The organism is Bradyrhizobium sp. IC3123 (genome assembly GCF_020193625.1).
Taxonomy (GTDB): domain Bacteria; phylum Pseudomonadota; class Alphaproteobacteria; order Rhizobiales; family Xanthobacteraceae; genus Bradyrhizobium; species Bradyrhizobium yuanmingense.
In genome coordinates this window covers 794,352-815,029 of sequence record NZ_JADYVF010000003.1, presented here as the reverse complement: position 1 = coordinate 815,029, position 20,678 = coordinate 794,352, and the positions used below count along the sequence as shown (strand labels likewise).

General features: G+C 65.5%; 13 protein-coding genes. 5 read left to right on the top strand and 8 right to left on the bottom strand.

Annotation, left to right across the window (positions count from 1 at the left end):
- Positions 1–161: 161 nt before the first annotated feature.
- A complete protein-coding gene (locus tag I6F20_RS13885; RefSeq protein WP_225126580.1) occupies positions 162–1,181 on the top strand; it encodes a DUF3616 domain-containing protein in 1,020 nt (339 codons plus the stop codon).
- An 81-nt stretch (positions 1,182–1,262) separates the two neighbouring features.
- Here I6F20_RS13885 and iaaH read toward each other — a convergent pair whose 3' ends face one another.
- Entirely contained in the window at positions 1,263–2,684 is a 1,422-nt protein-coding gene (gene iaaH, locus I6F20_RS13880) for an indoleacetamide hydrolase (protein ID WP_225126579.1), read from the bottom strand.
- Between the two features lie 75 nt (positions 2,685–2,759).
- A complete protein-coding gene (locus tag I6F20_RS13875) occupies positions 2,760–6,209 on the bottom strand; it encodes an indolepyruvate ferredoxin oxidoreductase family protein (protein WP_225126578.1) in 3,450 nt (1,149 codons plus the stop codon).
- 152 nt (positions 6,210–6,361) lie between these two features.
- Between I6F20_RS13875 and I6F20_RS13870 the strand changes: the two genes are divergently transcribed.
- Positions 6,362–6,817, top strand: coding sequence for an Lrp/AsnC family transcriptional regulator (locus tag I6F20_RS13870; RefSeq protein WP_225126576.1), 456 nt, complete (start codon positions 6,362–6,364; stop codon positions 6,815–6,817).
- Positions 6,818–7,061: 244 nt separating this feature from the next.
- Entirely contained in the window at positions 7,062–11,168 is a 4,107-nt protein-coding gene (locus tag I6F20_RS13865) for a bifunctional diguanylate cyclase/phosphodiesterase (RefSeq protein ID WP_225126574.1), read from the top strand.
- On the opposite strand, the gene I6F20_RS13860 is transcribed toward I6F20_RS13865, so the two are convergent.
- From I6F20_RS13860 to I6F20_RS13840, 5 genes are all read right to left on the bottom strand, one after another.
- Positions 11,142–11,483, bottom strand: a complete 342-nt coding sequence (locus tag I6F20_RS13860; protein WP_035997356.1) for a hypothetical protein — start codon at positions 11,481–11,483, stop codon at positions 11,142–11,144. The genes I6F20_RS13865 and I6F20_RS13860 overlap by 27 nt on opposite strands.
- A 224-nt stretch (positions 11,484–11,707) precedes the next feature.
- On the bottom strand, positions 11,708–12,700 hold the full coding sequence (gene galE / locus I6F20_RS13855; RefSeq protein WP_225126571.1) for a UDP-glucose 4-epimerase GalE: 993 nt from the start codon (positions 12,698–12,700) through the stop codon (positions 11,708–11,710).
- 19 nt (positions 12,701–12,719) lie between these two features.
- Positions 12,720–13,523, bottom strand: coding sequence for a WecB/TagA/CpsF family glycosyltransferase (locus I6F20_RS13850; RefSeq protein ID WP_035997366.1), 804 nt, complete (start codon positions 13,521–13,523; stop codon positions 12,720–12,722).
- Positions 13,516–15,891, bottom strand: coding sequence for an exopolysaccharide transport family protein (locus I6F20_RS13845; RefSeq protein WP_225126570.1), 2,376 nt, complete (start codon positions 15,889–15,891; stop codon positions 13,516–13,518). Before I6F20_RS13845 ends, I6F20_RS13850 begins: the two co-directional genes overlap by 8 nt.
- Positions 15,892–16,173: 282 nt before the next feature.
- The gene (locus tag I6F20_RS13840) at positions 16,174–16,974 is read right to left on the bottom strand and encodes a class I SAM-dependent methyltransferase (protein WP_109142329.1); all 801 of its coding nucleotides are present in this window, start codon (positions 16,972–16,974) and stop codon (positions 16,174–16,176) included.
- A gap of 322 nt (positions 16,975–17,296) precedes the next feature.
- Here I6F20_RS13840 and I6F20_RS13835 point away from each other — a divergent pair, with 322 nt between their 5' ends.
- Positions 17,297–18,325 carry a glycosyltransferase family 2 protein gene (locus I6F20_RS13835; protein WP_035997377.1) on the top strand — a complete coding sequence of 343 codons (1,029 nt, stop codon included), beginning with the start codon at positions 17,297–17,299 and terminating at the stop codon, positions 18,323–18,325.
- Positions 18,326–18,336: 11 nt separating this feature from the next.
- On the opposite strand, the gene I6F20_RS13830 is transcribed toward I6F20_RS13835, so the two are convergent.
- The gene (locus I6F20_RS13830; protein WP_225126569.1) at positions 18,337–19,323 is read right to left on the bottom strand and encodes a glycosyltransferase; all 987 of its coding nucleotides are present in this window, start codon (positions 19,321–19,323) and stop codon (positions 18,337–18,339) included.
- A gap of 250 nt (positions 19,324–19,573) precedes the next feature.
- Here I6F20_RS13830 and I6F20_RS13825 point away from each other — a divergent pair, with 250 nt between their 5' ends.
- The gene (locus tag I6F20_RS13825; protein WP_225126568.1) at positions 19,574–20,677 is read left to right on the top strand and encodes a glycosyltransferase; all 1,104 of its coding nucleotides are present in this window, start codon (positions 19,574–19,576) and stop codon (positions 20,675–20,677) included.
- Position 20,678: the final 1 nt, after the last annotated feature.

Genomic DNA, 20,678 nt, shown 5'->3' with positions numbered 1-20,678 from the left:
TCTCCTCTTCCATCTGTTGCTCTTCCATGTTTGACCGATCGACCGGGGGCAAGCCGGTCAACGTTCGCTTGCGTGAGAGCTTCGCAAGGGATTGGCGGCATCATCCTGTGATGGAGCTGGATGGCTTGGTCTGGCCCGACTGCGGCTCTAGGGAGGCTTCGATGACCATTGCCAGAACAGGATGGATTGCGACTTTGCTGCTCGGCCTCGTGATGGCTGGTGGCGTGCAGCCTTCTCCTGCTGCGGCCGACGATGTGTGGCCGGTCAAGAACAAGCTGATCGGCAAGGACGGAGGCAAGTCGAAGGATGTCAGCGGCATCGCCTGCACGACCGCTGATGGGTTTCCCCGTTCGTGCCTCGTTATCGACGACAATCTCCAGGGCGCTCAATTCATCGAATTGACCGACGGCAAGCTCGTCGCCGGCAGCCCCGTGAAGTTGATCGACAACACGTTCAATGGCAAGGCGCTCGAACTTGATGGCGAGGGCGTCGCCTTCTCCAAAGGGCAGTATTACGTCATCGGCTCGCATGGCCATCCGCGGGACAAGGACCACAAGCTCGACCCCAAGAAAGATGCCGATAAGATTCGGGCGAGGATTGCCGCAAGCAGCCAGATCGTTCGGTTCCGCACGACGGGGGCAGATGGCAATGCGTCGGGCATCGAGCGTACAGGGCAATTGCGAGAGGTCATCGCGGCCGAACCTGCGCTTCTCGAGTTCATGGATATCAGGCTGGAGGAGAACGGCTTGACCATCGAGGGCCTGGCGATCAAGGACGATCGGACGTTGCTCGCGGGATTCCGGGGCCCCGTCTTGAACGACAATCGCGCCGTCGTCCTGTCGGTAGAGATAGACGCGCTGTTCGGTGATCGAAAAAGCACGACTCACCGGCTGTTCCGACTTCCGCTCGGTGACAACAGGGGTGTACGCGATCTCGCCGCGTTCGGCGATCGCACCCTCATCCTGGCCGGTCCTGTTGCGGACGGGCCGGGAGCCTACGCAATATATTCTTGGGACGGAGAGTCCGAGACCGTGCGGCTATTGAAGGAACTCCCGTTCGATCCAAAGCGAAAGCCGGAGGGACTGCTGCCGTTGGGCGCGACTTCCGCCGGACTGCGGGTCCTGATCGTATTCGACAGCGATAAGGAAGGTACGCCCACCCCCATCGAAATACCACGATGAACGGGATCGGACCTCCCCTCGCCTTGTCCAGCCGGCCGAACGAACGAGGCGCCACCTTCCAGCATTTCCGGAGGGAGTCCGTCAGCGAGCCGGTGGCGGCAAGCGCCCGAACGCAGCCTCGAGCGCCATGCCGATCGCGAGCAGGCGGGGATCGCTGCCGGCGGGGCCATCGAGCTCAAGCCCGATCGGCAATCTGCTGCTGGCGCCGAGCGCGATCGGGATCTGGATGCCGGGAATCCCGGCATTGCTGCCTGGGTCCGTGTTCTGAATGAACAGGCCGAAATTCTCGAGGCTGCTGGACTCCGGATTGGAGGGAATGGCGACGCGCGGCGTGGTCGGGAAGGCGATCGCATCGAGCCGGTTGTCGGCAAAGCTCCTGGCGTACAGCGCCTGCAGCGCGGGGCGCGCAATCTCGATCGCGGCGTCGTAGATCGGCTTGGCGTCAACCAGGGTGCCGTCGGGACCAGGCAGCTTGCGCGGGATCACCAAGCCGTCATAGGTGCCCTTCACATCGGCGCTGGCGATCTGCTCCGCCAGTGCCGCGATGGAGAGGCCGGTGCCGGTGTGCCTGAGATAGACGACCAGATCGTCATAGGCCTCGTACAGCGCGACGGGAAAGCTGACCTGGGCGTCGAGCTCTGCCAGTTGCGGCATCTCGATCCCGACGACCGTGACGCCTTGCACCTTCATTTTCGCGACGGCTTCCTGGAACGCGGCCTCGGTGTCGGCATCGAGATTGGCCAGCATCGATCTCGCGAGGCCGACGCGGACCTGCGTCAGATCCGCCGGCGCAAGCGCATCGCCACCGGCGATGACGCGGTCGAGCAGCGCGACATCCGCTATGGTCGCAGCCATCGGGCCTGCGGTATCGCGGGTGTGCGAGATCGGCGCGATGCCGTCTTGCGGGTAGCGGCCGACCGTCGGGCGCAGCGAGGCGCATCCGTTCAGGGCGGCAGGCACCCGCACCGATCCGCCGGTGTCCGTGCCGAGCCCGCCGGCGACGATCCGTGCGCCGATCGCCGCGCCCGTGCCTGACGAGGAGCCGCCGGCGATCAAAGTGCGATCATAGGCGTTGCGCACGCCGTACTCGGCGCCGGTCTTGAACGCGGTGTTGTAGCCGGAGATGCCGAAGGCGAGCTCGTGCATGCTGGTCTTGCCGATGATGACCGCCCCGGCATCGCGCAGCTTTGTCACGACAGGCGCGTCGGCCTTCGGAATGTAATCCTTCAGCGCCGGTGTGCCGGCGCTGCAGGGCAGTCCCGCGACCTCGATATTGTCCTTGATCACGATAGGTACGCCGCCGAGCGGCTTTGTCTTATCGCCTGCCGCGTCGAACGCGGCCGCGGCCTTCAAGGCGCCGGCTTCGTCCAGGGTGACAAAGACATTGAGTTCGGCGTTGGCCTTGGCGCGGGCCAGGGCTTCCCGGGTGAGTGCGGTGCTCGTGAATGTCCCGGCGGCGAGGCCGGCCGCGGCCTCGGTCAGTGTCAACTGGTCGAAATCCATGATGCATCACCCGATCGCAGGAGGCCATCAGAGCGTCCCTTAAGGAGCAGAGGCTGAAGCGTCCGCGGCGCCGCGTCAACCGGTGGCGTGCATCCTTGCCGGCGATGGCGTGTCCAGTTCGGCGAGCAGCCGCTCGACGTCGGCCTTCACCTGCACAACCGCGATGTCCTTCACCGGGCCATAGCCGCGGATATCCATCGGGCCTTTGGCGATCGCCACGAGATTTGGCAGATGCGCCGCATCGAGCTCGCCCAGCATCCGCTCGATCAGGCCTTCATACCAGGCGATCAGTTCACGCTCTGCGCGCCGTTCCGCGGTGTAGCCGAACGGATCGAAAGGCGTTCCGCGCAGTGCTTTCAAGCGCGCGAGCATGGCCAGAGGCACCTGAATCCACTGGCCGAAGGCGCGTTTGCGCGGACGTCCCCGTGCATCGCGCCGCGACTTCAGGAACGGCGGGGCGAGGTGGTACTGGATGCTGAAGCCGTCCTCGAATTCACGCTTCAGCTCGTCGAGAAAGCCGCTTCGCATGTGGAGCCGCGCCACCTCGTACTCGTCCTTGTAGGCCATCAGCTTGAACAGGCCGCGACCGACCGCCTCGGTCAGCGCCTCACTGTTCAGCTTGGCCTCGGCATTGCGGACCTTTCCGACCATCGCCCGGTAGCGCGCCGCGTAGGCGTTGTTCTGATAGGCCGCGAGGAACTCGGCGCGCCGGGCAATGATCTGGTCGAGCGTCTCGGCTTCAGGTGCCTTGTCCGAGGTCGGCAGAAAATCCGGATCGGCAGCGGCGATCCGGCCCCAGGCAAAGGCCTGCTTGTTGCGTTCGATCGCGACGCCGTTGAGCTCGATCGCGCGGAGCAGCGCCTGCAGCGAAACAGGGACGAGACCGCGCTGCCAGGCAAAGCCGAGCATGATGATGTTGGCGTAGACGGCATCGCCGAGCAGGCGTTCGGCCAGCGCATTGGCATTGAACGTGTCGAGATTGTGCTCGCCGATGACCTGACCGATTGCGCGCAGGCGGCTTGGCGCAGCGAGATCGGCGTCGCGGAAGCGGACCACGTCGCCGGTCGGCATTTCCGCGGTGTTGACGGCGGCACGGGTGCCGCGGCGATATGTGCCTGAGGCTTTGGGCGAGGAGCTGACGACGAGGTCGCAGCCGATCAGCGCATCGGCCGCGCCCTGGTCGATGCGGACCTGGTGCAGCGCCTCAGGGCTCGCGGCCAGGCGAATGTAGCTCAGCACAGGCCCGAATTTCTGCGCAAAGCCGGTGAAGTCGAGCACCGAAACGCCGCGGTGTTCCAGATGCGCGGCCATGCCGATCAGCGCGCCGACGGTGATCACGCCGGTGCCGCCGACGCCGGTCACCAAGAGATCGTAGGGCCGCTCGAGCGTTGCGGGCGCGGGCAGGGGTAGTGTGGCGGCGCGGCCGGCCGCATCGATCCGGCTCGCGCTCTTCTTCCGCCGCGTCGCGCCTTCGACTGTGACAAAGCTCGGACAGAAGCCGTTGAGGCAGGAAAAATCCTTGTTGCAGGCCGACAGATTGATCTGCCGCTTGCGCCCGAACGGCGTCTCCTTCGGCTCGACGCTGAGGCAGTTGGATTCCACCGAGCAGTCGCCGCAGCCTTCGCAGACGAGATCGTTGATGTAGGCGAAGCGCATGGGATCGGCCATCTGCCCGCGCTTGCGCCGGCGCCGCTTCTCGGTGGCGCAGGTCTGCTGGTAGATCAGCACCGAGACGCCGGGAACCTGGCGCAGCTCGCGCTGCACGGCATCCATCTCCTCACGCGGATGGATGGTCACGCCGGATGGCAGGTCGGCCGGCCTGAATTGCGCGGGATCGTCCGACACCAGGGCGATGCGCTCGACACCTTCGGCGCGGACGCTGTGGGCGATGGCATGGACGCTGACGGGCCCGTCGACCGGCTGGCCGCCGGTCATGGCGACCGCGTCGTTGAACAGGACCTTATAGGTGATGTTGGCCTTGGCCGCGATCGCCTGCCGGATCGCCATCGAGCCGGAGTGATAATAGGTGCCTTCGCCGAGATTCTGGAACACGTGCTTGCGGCCGGTAAATCGCGATGAAGCAGCCCAGTTCACGCCCTCGCCGCCCATCTGGATCAGCGAGGAGGTCTCGCGGTCCATCCAGCTCGCCATGAAGTGACAGCCGATGCCGGCGAGCGCCTTCGATCCTTCCGGCACTTTGGTCGAGGTGTTGTGCGGACATCCCGAGCAGAAATAGGGCGTGCGCGTCGCGCCGCTGACATTGATCGTGCGCGCGGCTTCCGGCATCAGGGCGGCCGCGCGCGCGGCGAGATTGAGACCCGGAAACATCGGATCGAGCCGGCGCGCGAGCACGTTCGCGAGCGCGCGAGGCGACAATTCGCCGATCCAGGAGATCAGCCGTGCGCCGGTTTCGTCGTGCTTGCCGACCATGCGCTCGGGCTTGCTGCCGGGATAATCGTAAAAATATTCCTTGAACTGGCTCTCGATGATGCCGCGCTTCTCCTCGACCACCAGGATCTCGCGCTTGCCCTTCACGAACTCCATCGCGTCGTGCAGCGCCAGCGGCCAGACCATGCCGACCTTGTAGACGTCGATGCCGATGCGGCGACAGGCCGCTTCATCGAGGCCCATCAGCCGCAGCGCTTCCATCAGGTCGAGATGCGCCTTGCCGGTGGTGACGATGCCGTAGGTGGCGCTGGGGATATCGTAGATGTGCCGGTCGATCGGGTTGGCCTTGGCAAAGGCGTAGACCGCGTGCTTCTTCGCTTCCAGCCGTTCCTCGATCTGCGGGCCCGGCAAATCGGGCCAGCGATAGTGCAGGCCGCCCGGCGGCGGCGTGAAGTCTGGCGTGCGGAAGACGCGCGGCGGGCGTAGCGCGATGGATGCGCCTGATTCCACGATCTCGGAGATCGCCTTGAAGCCGACCCACATGCCGGAGAAGCGGCTCAGCGCGTAGCCATATTCGCCGAACGCCAGATATTCGCCGACGTCCGAGGGGTGCAGCGTCGGCATGAACCAGCTCATGAAGGCGACGTCGGACTGGTGCGGCATCGAGGAGGAGACGCAGCCATGGTCGTCGCCGGCGACCACCAGCACGCCGCCATGCGGCGAGGAGCCATAGGCATTGCCGTGCTTGAGCGCATCGCCGGACCGATCGACGCCCGGGCCCTTGCCGTACCAGAGCCCGAACACGCCATCGACCTCGCGGTCGCCTTGCGTCTCGACCTGTTGCGAGCCGAGTACAGCTGTCGCCGCGAGGTCCTCGTTCACGGCGGGAAGGAATTCGATGTGATCCCGCTTGAGCCGCTGCTGGATGCGCCAGAGCTCGAGATCGATGCCACCGAGCGGCGAGCCGCGATAGCCGGAGATGAAGCCGGCGGTGTTGAGCCCGGCCGCACGGTCTCGTCGCGCCTGGTCGAGCGCGATGCGGACGATGGTCTGCGTGCCCGTGAGGAAGACGCGGCCCTCCTCGCGCTCATAGCGATCGGAGAGCTCGTACGTGTCGAGTGACGGAATGGCGTCCATGGCGGACCTCGCGCGGCATCCTGCCCAGTGCTGGAAGGTTATGCCCGGGCCGCTGGTAGGTCTTACCTATTTATCCCTTCTGTTATGGAAATCCGGTAGAATTTTGCATGCAGGCGCCCAATCTGGTAGATCTGCTCGAATTGGAGCCTCCCATGATCGAAGAGCAGGACACCCGCATTCTCGCCCATCTCCAGCGAGATGGCCGCGCCACCAACCAGCAACTCGCCGACGGGGTCGGCATGTCCACCTCGGCCTGCTGGCGGCGGGTGCGCGCGCTGGAGGAGAGCGGCGTCATCCAGGGCTATGCGGCGCTGGTCGCGCGCGAGCAGGCGGGCTTTGCGATGTCCGCCATCCTCCACGTCTCGCTGGAGCGGCACGATGCGAAGTTCGTCGATGAATTCGTGGCGAGGGTCACCAAGCGCCGCGAGGTGCTGGAGTGTTTTGCGACCACCGGGGACGCCGATTATCATTTGCGCGTCGTCGTGCAGGACATGGCGGCCTACAACCGCTTCCTCGACGAGTTCATGTTCCGCATCCCCGGCATCCGCTACGTCCGCAGCAACGTGGTGCTGAAGGAGATCAAGACCAGCGTGGCGCTGCCGTTTTGAAGGAGGTGCTACGGCACCGCGATATCAACCTCCCGTAAACCAACACAGGCTGCAAAGTGGTAACTGAACATGCCATTCGTAGGCGGTTCGGCGTCGCAGCGGTATTCCGGTCAGTTTTGTCGCGCTCGTTCGCAGCTCGTTCACTTTGATCGACGGTTTGCGCCGCGCAATAACGACCACTTAGGCGATCGCCGCGCATAAAGGTCCCGGGATAAATAGGCAGAAATGCCCGGGAGCTGAGATCGTGCCGACGACACTCGCGCGCACCTTTGCGGCGTTGAGCGCCATCAATGAAGCGATCCTGTACGCGAGATCGCCGGAGGAGCTGTACCAGAAGGTCTGCGACGCCGGGTTTTCGAGCGGGGATTTTCTGGCCGTTGCCGTTTTCCTGGTCGAGCCGGACGGCCGAAGGCTGCGCTACGCGGCCGGTTGTGGCGATGACGTTGCGCGGCTCCGCTCGATCGTGATCACGACGGAAGCCGGGACGCCAGAAGGAGCCGGCGTCGGCGGCGAGGCGTTTCGCGATCAGAAGCTGTGCGTCAGCAACGACTATCTGAACGATCCGCGCTCGCTGGCGTGGCGCGAAGGCGCCGCCAAGGCGCATATCGGTGCGGCCGCGGCGCTGCCGCTGCTCTGCAATGGCAAGAGCGTCGGCGTATTGTATGTGACGCGGAGCGAGGCCAACTCGCTGAACGAGCAGATGGTGTCACTGTTCGAGCGCATGTCGGCGAACATTTCCTACGCGTTGGACAATTTCGCCCGTGAGACCGCGCGGCAGACCAGCGAGCGGGCGACGCGGCGCCTCAACCGCATGTTCGGCGCCATCAGCGCCACCAACGAAGCTATCCTGCGCGCCAAGACCGAGCGGGAGCTATACCAGCTCGTGTGCGACGCTTCGGTCCACAGCGGCAAGTCGCTGGCGACCATCGTGCTACTTCGCGAGCCGGACTCGCACTGGATGAAGCCTGTCGCCGCCACCGGGCAGAACCTCGATCTCGTCACCCAGGCACGCTATTCGGTCGATCCGGACAATCCTTACGGCAAGGGTATCTCGGGCGAGGTGTTCCGGACGCAGAAGGCCATTGTCGAGGACGATCTCGCCAGCCGCACCAGGGGCACGCCGTGGGAGCAGGCCAACGTCAACACCGGCGTCGCCGCCTGCGTGGTCGCGCCGTTGATCAGGCACGGCGAGAGCGTCGGCGTGCTGCTGTTCTTCATCAGCCGGTCCTGGGCCAAGGACGAGGAGATCGTCGCGCTGCTGCTGCGCATGACCGAGAACGTCTCCTTCGCGATCGAGAATTTCGGCCGCGAGGCCGAGAAAGCCCGGATCTCCGCCGAAGAAGAGTGCCTGGCGCGCATGTATGCAGCGCTCAGCGCCACCAACGAGGCGATCCTGCGGGCACGGTCGCGGGCTGAGCTGTTCGACCTCGTCTGCGAGGCGACCGCAACGGGAGCAAAGTTCACCTCAGCCACCGTCGCGCTGGTCGACGATCGGACCGGGCTGCTGCGCGTCGTCGCCTGCTACGGCCCGAATGCGGATCAGGTTCGCAACTTCACGTTCTCCACCTCCGACCAGGTGCCCGAAGGGCGCGGCTTGACCGGCACCGCGTTTCGCACGCGCCAGCCCGCCGTCAGCAACGACGTGCTCGCCGACGACCGCATTGCGCCCTGGCAGGCCAGCGCCCGCCGCACCGGCATCGCATCCTCCGCGGCCTTGCCGCTGTTCAACGGCGACCGGGTCGAGGGCGTCTTTCTGTTCAACTCCCCGGAGCGCGGCACCTTCACGCCGGAGCTCGTCGAGCTGCTGCGCAAGCTTCAGGCCAACGTCGCCTTCGCGCTCGAAAGCTTCGACCGTGCCGATGAGAAGGCGCGGGCGGACAAGCAGCGCAATCGTCTGAGCGGAATGTTCGAGGCGCTGAGCGCGACCAACGAAGCCATCATGCGCGCCAAGACGCGCGAGGAGTTGTTCGACGCGGCCTGCCAGGCGGCCGTGCTCGGCGATCTGTTCGCCTCGGCGACGATCGGCATCATCGACGAAGCACGCGAACTCGTCCGCGTCGTTGCCGTCAAGGGACGCTTGCAGGAGCGCATGAGCGGGCGTACCTGCATCATTTCCGCCGACCATCCCGAGGGCCAGGGCATCATCGGCACCTCGCTGCGGACGTGCCGGCCCAGTGTGATGAACGATTATCTGAACGAGCCGCGCTCCGCATATTGGCGCGCGCAGGCCATCGAGGATGGAACGCGGGCTGCGGCGAGCTTCCCGCTTCTGAGAGCGGGACGGGAACCGGTCGGCATTCTGCTCTTCCTCGCACCGGAAGAGAATACGTTCACGCCCGATCTGGTCGAGCTGCTAGGGCGGCTCGCGGAGAACGTCTCCTTCGCACTCGACAATTTCGAGCGCGCCGAGGAGAAGGCCCGCACCGAAGCGCAGAAGGAGCGCCTGACGCGCATGTTCGCGGCGCTGAGCGCGACCAACGAGGCGATCATGCGCGCGAAGTCGCGGGCCGAGCTGTTCGACCTCGTCTGCCTTGCGGCGTCGAACGGCGCCAAGTTCACTTCGACCACGATTGCCCTGGCCAGACCCGGCACGGACCAGCTTGAGATCGTCGCCGCCGCAGGTCCCTCCGCCGGCACCACGCGCAATGTCCGTCTTTCCGTCGATCCCGAACGGCCGGAAGGGCGCGGCATGAGCGGCACGGCGTTCCGCACGCGCCAGCCCTGCATCAGCAACGATTATCTCAACGACGACCGCGTCCGTGTCTTCCACCCCATCGTGCGCGCGGACGGCGCGCGGTCGGGCGCCGCGTTTCCGCTCATCGTGCACGACCAGGCGGTCGGCGTCATGATCTACATGTCGACCGAACCGGCGACCTTCACGCCCGAATTCGTCGAGCTGTTGCAGCGCCTCGCCGACAACGTCTCCTTCGCGATGGAGAACTTCGATCGCGCCGACGAGAAGAACAAGGCCGACGAGCGCATCGAATACCTCGCCTCGCACGACAGCCTGACCGATCTGCCGAACCGCGAGACCTTCAACGCCCTGCTGCGCGAGGCGATCGATGCGGCGCAACGCCACGATCACCGCTTTGCGGTGCTGTTCATCGACCTCGACCGCTTCAAGGTCATCAACGATTCGCTGGGTCACGAGGCGGGCGACCTGCTCCTGCTCGAGGTGGCGAACCGTCTGCGCGGCGCCCTGCGGGCGAGCGACGTGGTCGCGCGGCTCGGCGGCGACGAGTTCGTGGTGATCCTCGACCAGTGCGGCGAGATCGAGGACGTCCAGCGCATCGCCACCGGGCTGCTCGCCGCGCTCGCCGAGCCCATGCAGCTGGCCGGCCACGAGTGCCATTCCACCGCCTCGATCGGCATCGCGATGTATCCAGCCAACGGCTCCGACGCGCAGACGCTGACCAAGAACGCCGACATGGCGATGTACCTCGCCAAGGAGGACGGCAAGAACGGCTATCGCTTCTTCTCCAACGAGGTGAAGACGCAGTCGATCGAGCGGCTGTCGCTGGAGAGCGCACTGCGCCGCGCGCTGGAGCGCGAGCAGTTCTCGCTCAACTACCAGCCCAAGGTGGACATGGCGACGGGTCAGATCACGGGCGTCGAGGCGCTGCTGCGCTGGACGCATCCCGATCTCGGCAGCGTCTCGCCGGCACAGTTCATTCCGCTTGCTGAGGAAACCGGGCTGATCGTGCCGATCGGCCGCTGGGTGCTGAAAGAGGCCTGCGCGCAGGCCATGGCCTGGCAGCGCCGCGGCCTGCTGCCGCTGTCGATGGCGGTCAACCTGTCGCCGCGGCAGTTTGCCGACGAGCATCTGTTGCAGGACGTCGACGAGGCGCTGGCGGCCTCCGGCATGTCGCCGGTGCTGCTCCAGCTCGAGGTCACCGAGAGCATGATGATGCGCAATGTCGGCCGCGCGCTGAAGGTGCTCGACTCCATCCAGAGCCGCGGCATCCGTCTCGCCATCGACGATTTCGGCACCGGCTATTCGTCGATGTCGCTGATGAAGCACTTCCCGATCGACACGATCAAGATCGACCGCTCCTTCGTGCGCGACCTGCCGCAGGATTCGGAGGATCAGGCCATCGCGCAGGCGATCATCAGCATGGGCAAGGCCCTCGGCATGACCGTCGTCGCCGAAGGCGTCGAGAACGCCGAGCAGGAGGCATTCCTGCGCGCCCATGGCTGCGACGAGATGCAGGGCTTCCTGATCTCCAAGCCGCTGCCGGGGCGGCAGATGGGCGAGCTGCTGCGGCCCATGGCGCTGCCCGTCGCGCCGCCGCTCCAGCCGGAAGTGGCCGACGAAGACGCAGGCTCAGGGCTGAAACGCGCTGTCGTCTGACGGCTGCGGGTGCAGCTCGCGCACCTCGTGCTCTTCCCCCTCGGCCTTGCTCGGAAAGTCCTGGGGACCGGTCAGTGACGTCTGCTCGGTGAACAGCGCGAGAATGGCGCGCGCGCCCTCGGCGAAGCTCGTCCCTTCGCTCACGTTCAACGCGCAGCAGCTTGTTGCGCTCATCGGCTCCTGGTCGTCGACCACGGCCATCGCGGGCCCCCACCACCAGGCGGGCGCGGGCGAACGCTCGTTCTCCGGCACCACATGCCAGCGGACGAACTCCTCCATCACGCGCTCGAATTCCAGGCGGGCAGCCTGATGCATGTGGTCGATGCTCCCGGAATCGCGTCCGACGACGGGTCGACACGCTGATTTGATCGTCACGTCGTTCGGAAAAATCGGCTCGTGCAAGCGAGCCGAACCATGCAGGCCGACGTCGTCGTCGGCAATGCGGAACGTGCGGCTGCCGGCAATGTGCCGGCGCAGCCGCGACAAGTCATTCTAGCCGCTGCAGGGCACGGCAAGCAAGCGATCGGAGCCGCGATTGCCTAACGCGGCCTGAACGGATGCGCCTTCTGATGCCAGGCCCAGGCCGTGCGGACGATCGTCGGTAGGTCGGAGTGACGCGGAACGAAGTTCAGCACCTTTCTTGCAGCAGAGGGATCGGCGACCAGAAAGGTGGGATCGCCGGCGCGGCGCGGCTTGATCGTGTGCGGCACCTCGCGCCCGGTCTCCTGCCTGATGGCGTCGAGGATCTCGCGCACGGAAAAGCCGGAGCCGGTGCCGAGATTGAAGCTGCCGCCGGCATGGCCTTGCTCCAGAAGCCTCAAGGCCGCCACATGCGCCGCCGCAAGGTCCGTGACGTGGATGTAGTCGCGGATCGCGGTGCCGTCGGGCGTGTCGTAATCGTCGCCGAACACCGCGAACTCGACATGGCCCTGAAGCGCCATCATCGCGCGGGGAATGAGGTGGGTTTCGTTGTCGCGCAGCTCGCCGATGCCGCCGGCCGGATCGGCGCCGCTGGCGTTGAAATAGCGCAGGCAGAACGCGCCGAAGCCATAGGCCGTGCGGTAGTCGGCGAGCATGCGCTCGATCATCAATTTCGACGCGCCGTAAGGATTGATCGGCGCGCAAGGAAAGTCTTCCGGCAGCGCCTTGGAATCGGCGTTACCGTAGACGGCGCCGGTCGAGGAGAACACGATGCGATGGCAGCCCGCGTTGCGCATTGCCTGCAGCAGCGACAGCGTGCCCTGGACGTTGTTGATGTAATATTTCTGCGGGTCGGACATGGATTCCCCGACGAGGCTCGCCGCCGCGAAATGCATCACCGCCGTGATCTTGTGGTCGGCGAAGGCGCGCGCCAGCGCCGTGCCGTCGAGCAGATCGCCCGTCACCAGCGGGCCCGATACGAAGCTGCGATGACCTGTCGAGAGATTGTCATAAACGACGGGCTGATAGCCGGCGGCGGACAATGCACGGCAGGCATGCGAGCCAATATAGCCAGCGCCCCCGGTGACGAGGACGGTCGGTCGGTCGGTCATGTCGTATTCTGCTCTTCTCTTAACGGAGGGGCCGGTTGCGGCTGAAGAGAAGATAGAGCGCGCGGGGGTTGGTGGTCAAATAACGCCAGAGCAGACGGCGCGGCTCGAGCAAGGTGCGCCAGGCCCATTCGAGCCCGATCTTCTGCATCCATTGCGGCGCGCGGGAACGACTGCCTGACAAGAAGTTGAACAATCCGCCGGATGTCTTGATGACGCCAACATTGGTCAGATGCGGCGTGAATTCCTTCACGAATGCCTGTTCGTTGGGCACACCGAGCGCGACCCACAGATAGTCCGGTGCCAGGGCGTTGATCTCCTCGACCTTGGCACGCAGCGCCTCGCCGCGCAGATAGCCGTGGCTGTGCCCGACGATCTTGAGATGTGGATACATTTTCTGGACGTTCGCGACCGCCGCGGCGTTCTCGGCCTCGCTTGCGCCGAACATGTAGAAGGTGCGGCCGGCGGCTTCGGCCTTGCGCGCGACGACGTGGAACAGGTCCGTGGTTGCGACGCGCTCCGGCAGCGGGAACCAGGATTGCAGCTTTGAAGCGGCGACCAGCGGCTGTCCGTCGGCGTTGATCAAATCGGCGGCACGGAACAGCTGCTCGGTCTGCGGCTCGGTCGAGCAGCGCGCCAGGACCTCGCCATTGGCCGAGGTCAGGAACAGCGGACGGCCGATACGATGGTCGGGATTCGTCGCCTCGATCATGAAATCGGCGGTCTCTTCCAGGTCGATCGCGGCCATGCGAAGTCCGCCGACGGTGATTCTGGGCACCTCGGCAGTTGCTGCCCGTCCGTCGAGGTTGACGCGGCGCTCAAGCATATTGTCTGCCTCGCTGGCGCGTTTGCATTGCAGGGGTGAGCTCGTCGAGCACGACGCCGACGAGCTTGCGCTCGGCCGGGCCGAGCGCGGCTAGGATCTCTTCCAGGCTATCGTTGACGTCGAGGCTGGTCGGCAGCACGGCCACCAGCGAGTCGATGTCCTCGAGCAGCTTGCGGCCGCCGGCCGCGAGCGGAATGGCCGGGCCGTCGAGGATCACGAGATCATAGCCTCCCGCGGAACGGGCCTGCGCAATCGCCTTGTGGATGGCATCGGCGGCCTTGCCGGCGTCGCCTTCCGCGGCCGGCAGCACCGAGATGCCGTTTACCGTCTTGATCTCGCGCGCGTCCTTGCTGCCGATCGAGAGCCAGCCGAGCCTGCTCGGCTCGCTCTTGCCGGGACGGATGACCCTGTTCGAGAGCGAGCGCGCCTGATGGTCGGCATCGATCATCAGCACGCGGGCGCCGTCGCGTGCGGCCGCCAGCGCGAAGTTCAGCGCGGCCACGCTGCGGCCGCTGGTCTTACCGGTGCCGACGAGCGCGACGACCGGCATCGCCTTGCCGCCGGCGCGCCGCGTCAACGCGGCGCGCATGTCGCGCCAGGCGTTGAGCAAGCTCGTCATGGGAAAGCCGGGGCGCAGCGTCGGCCAACCCAGCCGTGTGAGATCGACGCCGCCGCCGGTGGGAAGTATGGCGCCGAGCGTATGGATGACGTCGGCCTCCTGGAAGCGTGCGATCAGCGGCTTCTCGATCATTGGCTGCTCGACCATCGAAGGCTGCAGCGGGGGCGCGGCGAGCTCCGGCATCGACGGCGCAGCTTCAGGAGCGCGCGGGGCCTGGCGCGGCTGAGCAACCTCCGCAGCGCGCGGGAGCTCCGGTGCTCGGGACGCCTGCGGCGCCGACGAGCGCTCACGCCGGGCGGGTGTCGGCGTCGCGGGCGCGGCTGCACCGGCGAAAAGCAAATCTGCAACGACGAACCAGCTCGATGCTGCGATCGCCCCGAAGATGAAGCCGATCATGGCGAACAGGCTCATGGCCGGCGGGAACGAGCGCCGCTGCGGCACAGTCGCCTCGCCGATGACGCGGGCGGCCGAGGTGTTCAGGCTCTCCTGCTCCTCGGTCTCGCGGGAGCGCTTGAGAAAGGACTGATAGACGTCACGGCTTGCGTCGGCCTCGCGCTCGAGCTCGCGCAGGCGCACGGCGGCCTGGCTGAGCTGAACGCTCTGCCGCTTCTGCGCTTCCAGCGCGCGGTTGAGCGAGGCCTCGAAGTCGCGGGCGCGCGTCAGATCGTTCTTGGCGGACTGGGCGAAGCGGTCGATCTCCTCGTTGATGGTGCGCTTGAGGTCCTCGACCTGCTTCTCGGTCTGGCGCAGCGCCGGATGGCGCGGGCCGAGCTCACCGGCCTGCTCCGCATATTTCTTCCGGGCGTCGGCATATTGCGCGCGCAAATTCGCAATGGTCGGCGATTGCAGCGCCTCCGGAATCGCGCCGGCATCGGCAGCGGTGCGGCGGCTCGCCTCGATCTGGTCGAGCCGCGCCTGCGCGTCCATCGTCGCCGCGCGGGCCGCGGAAAGCCGCTGGTTGCTGGCGGAGAGCTGCTGATCGCTGATCAGCGCATCCTGCGTGCCGACGAAATTGTTCTGGGCCTTGTAGGTCGCCAGCGCGGTCTCGGCGTTACGCAGCCGGTCGCGCAGCTCCTTCAGGCGGCTGGAGAGATCGTTGGTGGCGCGCCGTGCCGCCGAAGCCTGCGACTTGCGGGATTCGGAGAGATAGGCATTGGTCAGCGTGTTGGCGAGCATCGCAGCCTTGGCGGGATCCGTCGACCAGACCTCGATGTCGACGATGAAGCTCTTCTCGGTTTTGCGGATCGCGATGTGCTTGTTCAACGCATCGAGCGCCGCGAGCTCCACTTCCCTCTTCTCCGCAGCGGAGGGCGCGCGCGGTTGCAGGCCGATCAGGCCGAGCAGCGACGACATCAGGCTCCCAGCCTCGCCGCCTCCGAATTCCGGATCCTTGTCGAGGCCGGCCTGCTGGATCACCTGGAGCAGCACGCTGTTGGAGGTGATCAGGCGCGCCTGGCTCTCCACCACCATGGCCATGCCGGTGACGTCCTGGGCCCGGGGCGTGAGCTCGCGGTCGACGAGCTGAAGCTCGCGCGGGTCGACATAGAGCTGAGCGGTGGCGGTGTAGCGGGGCGTCACGCTCTTGCCGATCGTGACGGCAAGCGCCGCACCGAGCAGGGCGGCCGCGGCGATCGCGACCTTCCGCCGCCAGAGCAGATTGGCGAGCTCCAGCACGTTGAAGCCGGCCTGAGGCTTCCGTTGCGCGGCCTCCGGTCTGGCTCGATCGATCGGCTGGCTATAATCAAGCATGATCCCCAGCTTTCATTCCAAGTGCCGCGGGCTGAGGGGTTACTCTTCGCTTTACGCCACGCACCCGGGATATAGGTGCCCAATCAACGCAACAGGGAAAATTAACCATACTCATTGTGGGACTATTCACCGAAATGGCAAACAAAGCGTTTAAGCGCATGCCATCCCTCGGCGCCTTCCTGTGAACCTCGCGATACCCGCTCCTTAACGGTTCGTTACCGCGCGCAGCATGGCCGCGAGCCGTCGTTCGTCCGTTGATGGGCCGCGCACGTGCCATCGCCGTCAGATCCTCCGAAGGATGACGTGATAGTCGCCGCGGCGGACGTCGGTGCCGCGCGGCAGCACGGCGTTGAGCACCGCGGCCCCGGCGTCGACCAGGGCCGCAAACAGCGGCTTGCGCCGGCGCATCTCGGGATAGCGCGGACTCTCGACCTCACGACGATAGATCATCTCAAGGCCGTTGGCGGCCGCGAATGCTTCCAGCCGCGGCAACGTCACCAAGGGATGGAAGAACGTCGGGAACGGCGGCTCGCCCGGCAGGCCGGCGTCCTTGATGCCGCGGATGTGCCGGTAGAACCAGACGTGAAACCAGTGCGGCGAATATTTGGTGACGAACCCGGAGAGCGAGCGCGGATTCGGTGCGCCGATCAGGATCATCCCGCCGCGCCTCAGCGCATCGCGGAAGTTCAAGAGCGCGGCGTCGACATGGGGCAAGTGCTCGATCACGTTGTAGCAGATCACGAGATCGAAGGTCTCGCGGGCGAAGCTGTAGGTCTGGACGTCGCCGAGGATCGCCTCGTCGGCGTAGGTGTTGTTGCGGACCTGGTCCTCGTCGATGTCGACCACGGTGACCTTGCTGCGGCTCAGCAATTCCGGTGGCAGAACGCTGCACGAGCCGCCGCCCGCCTCATAGATCGCGAGGCGGCCCTGCGGCAGCTCGCGGCACAGCACGTCGTGGACGGCGAGCAGGCTGTCGCGGGCTTCGCCCGGAACGAGATCATGGAGCGCCTCGGCATATGGTGCAGCCGCGGGGAATTGGATCGCCGTGGCTGTCGCGAAATCGATCGGGGCTGGCTTGTTCATGGATTCTGACCGCGCTTGTTCTATTCAAATTTACAGGAAAAAATGCGCCTGCCCGAAGAGCAAATCCGATGCCGCACCGTCTCACCGGTCGCAGTGCTTACGGCCCGGTTAATGCGCATGCGCATTAACTACGGTATTGTTCATGTTGGAGCGTTGTCGGCGCACGGACCGCCAATTGCAGCAAGACGCGCGGCGAACTTGGTGGCTATGTGCCGCGCGGCAGCCGTTCATTTTGAAACGCATCTGTCCCGCGGCGATGTGCCGTCGTGGGACGCGCGATCGAAGCAGGGATTCTTCAATACATCTCGGACATCTAGATCTCATGACATTGATCCCGACAGACCTGTCTGCGGCCCGGATCGCGGATGCCGTGCGCGATCCCAACCGGGAGATCGTGGCGAGCTCTCGCGTCATCGACCTGTCGGTCGGCATCGTCGTCTGCGTTCCATGCTTCCGTCGTCCGCAACACCTGCGCCTGACGCTGGAGTCGCTCGCGAACCAGCGCACCCCGCGTTCCTTTGCCGTCGTCATGGTCGAGAACGATGCGGTGCGGCGCGAAAGCGCGCCGGTTGCCGCGGAGTTCTTGGCCGATGGGAGGCTTCAGGGCGTCTGCCTGATCGAGAAGCGACAGGGAAATTGCCAGGCGATCAATGCTGCCTTCGAGACGGCGCAGCAGCTGTTTCCCGCCGCCACCCGTTTCCTGATGATCGACGACGACGAGATCGCATCAAGCGACTGGCTCGAACTGATGGTCCGCACCGCGGAGGCGACCGGCGCCGAAGTGGTTGGCGGGCCGGTGCTGCCGGTCTTCGACGACGACAGCAAGCCCTGGCTTTCGCGTCATCCCGCCTTCTGTCCCGCCTACGACTACAGCGGTGCGGTGCCGCTGATCTACGGCTGCGGCAATTGCCTGATCACGCGGGCCGCCTTCGAGCGGTTCGACCGTCCCGCGTTCGACCTGCGCTTCAATTTTCTTGGCGGCGGCGATTGTGATTTCTTCGTGCGGTGCCGTGACGCCGGTATGCTGTTCCACTGGACGGCGGAGGCCGTCATCACCGAGACCGTGCCGCGTAGCCGCACCAGCCTCGGCTGGATCGCAAAGCGCGGCTTGCGCATCGGCGCGATCAATTATCGTGTGCAGTACAAAGCCGCCCCGAGCGCAGCAGCGCGGGCGCGGGTGTTTGCGCAGATGCTGGGCCGCTTGCCGCTGTCGCTGCTTCGCGCCGCCGCCTTGTTGCCGTCGTCGAAAGCCGTCGTCGCGATGCATCCCGTGATGGTTGCGTTTGGCGCCGCCCTGGCGGCCCTCGGCCTCGAGCCGAAGCCTTACGAGGCCTCGAAGATCGCGTCCTGACGCGGCGAGGATTAGATACCGAAACGGGCGAGGGCGACCCGGATTGCCGAGCGTGGCAGCGATTTGAGCGACTGCCGGCCGATCATCGCGAGATAAGCGAACGCCTGGCGATACCTGCCGAAGCGGACCGCTTGCATCGCCGAGTAGGTAACGAGATGAATCTCGGCGGCAAGGCGCAGCCCGGCTGTCATGTGCTCGGGCAATCTCGCCAGGATCAATCCGTCATCGAACACCCGCGCGATGGCCGGGAAGAAGTCCTTCGGCGTCCGGACCGCGGCGTTCATGGTGTTGGTGGTGTGAAGACGATAGTCGAGCAGCAGCTCTGGCGCGAACGCGAACTCCCCGATCGCAGCGAGGCGGCACCAGCAATGCCAGTCCTCGCAATATTTGAGGGACGTATCGAAGCCGCCGATGGCACGGAAAGCTTCCGCGCGTGCGAGCGCGATGCCGCCATTGACGATGAAATTGCCGGCGGCGAGCCGCGTCAGGACGTCTCCGGACGGCTTCCGGCGCCCCTTCAAGAGGCCGCGCCGGCCGATCTGGCGGCCTTCGCTGTCGATGGTGTTGTAATCGCCATAGACGAGGACGGCGCGCGGCGCGCTACGCGCTGCAGCGAGCAGCGCCGCTACCGCGCCGGGGCGCAGGCGGTCGTCGGCATCGAGGAAGAGCAACCACTCGCCGCTTGCCTGTCTTGCGCCGAGATTGCGTGCGGCCGATACGCCCGCGGAATCGTTGTGGAACAAGTGCAGCCGCGGGTCACGCATGCCGCGGACGATCGCAACGGTTTCGTCGTCCGAGCCGTCGTCCACGACGATCACCTCGGTCACCTCGCGCTGCGCCAGAGCGCTGGCAAGCGTTTCGCCGACATAGGCCGCAACGTTCTTGGCCGGAATGACGACCGATACCGGTGTGGTCGAGCCGACCTGAAGCGGCAAGCGCGCCGGCGCTGCCGCGCGGGATGCGGCTGGCAGTTCGAGAACCTCTTCAGCGGTGATCAAGCTACGGCTCGCCTTTAATGATCCGTTAACCAGGACCCCATGTGCCGCGCTGGTAATGCTGGCGATCTGCAAGTCCGGCGTGCGCGCATGATACTCGCATTCCGCTCGAACCGTTGCCGAGAAGGGCCGTGTGCCGCCGGTTTCGTAGAATAACGTTAAGCCGCTGGCATTAAGCCTGTGGCAAATTTGGAAGAGTGCGGCGGACTGCCTCGTGCGAGAATGCGCATCGGACTGCCGCGGATGGAATCCCGTGCCCGCAAACACGTTCGAACACGCCCCCGATACGATGATCCTGAACCTCTTTTACGAGGACAAGGATGACCGCTGGTTTCCGGGCGACAGGCATCTGCGTCGCATCGCCCGCCGGTTGTTGCTCGGCGAGCCGCGCATGAGTGGCCAGCTGCGCGTGTTCCTCAATCTCTGTGCGGGGCTCGACCGGCTCGGCATCCGCTACCGCGTCAACGATTACGGTTACATCGCGGAACATCCCCACGAGCTTGCCTGTATCGTCGGGCGCACGTTCCTGCTCGACAAGTTCCTATGGAAGAACCCGATCCTGCTCGGCGCTGCCGTCCACAATCATCCGCTCGACGACCCTGATCTATTCAAGCGTCTGCCGGTGAAGAAGGTCGTGGTGCCCGGTCCCTGGTACGTCGATATGTACCGGCCATATTGGCCCGAGACCGAGGCCTGGCCTGTCGGCATCGACACGAATCTCTGGGCGCCGTCGGCTCGAGCGCAAAAGACCGTCGATGTCTTGATCTACGACAAGGTCCACTGGGACCGCGAGCGCTACGCGTCGGAGATGATTGAGCCCGTGCGCGCCCGGCTCGTCAAGGAAGGCCGCTCGTTCACGGAGCTGCGCTACGGCAGCTACAAGGAAGCCGATTTTCAGGCGGCGCTCGCGCGTTCGCGCGCGATGATCTTCCTGTGCCAAAGCGAGAGCCAGGGCATCGCCTATCAGCAGGCCTTGTCCTGCGGCGTGCCGGTGTTTGCCTGGGATCCGGGCGGGCCATGGCGCGACCCCGACTATTATCCGCATCGCGTGCAGTTCGCGCCGGTGTCGTCGGTGCCGTACTGGGACGAACGCTGCGGGGTCAAGTTCACCGACATCGCCGGCTTCGAGACGGGCTGGGACAATTTCTGGGCCGGGTGCACCGCGGGCGCGTTCGATCCGCGCGGCTACATCCTGGACAATCTCACGCTGGAGCAACGGGCGCTGCAATATTACGAGATCGCGCGGAGCATCATGCGGCAGCCCGCGATGTCGCAGACCTCCGCAAGACCCGTTGACGAAGCCTCGGAAGGGTTGAGCCGCGACCCCAAGCTTCACTGGCGTTACCGAATGTCTTGAG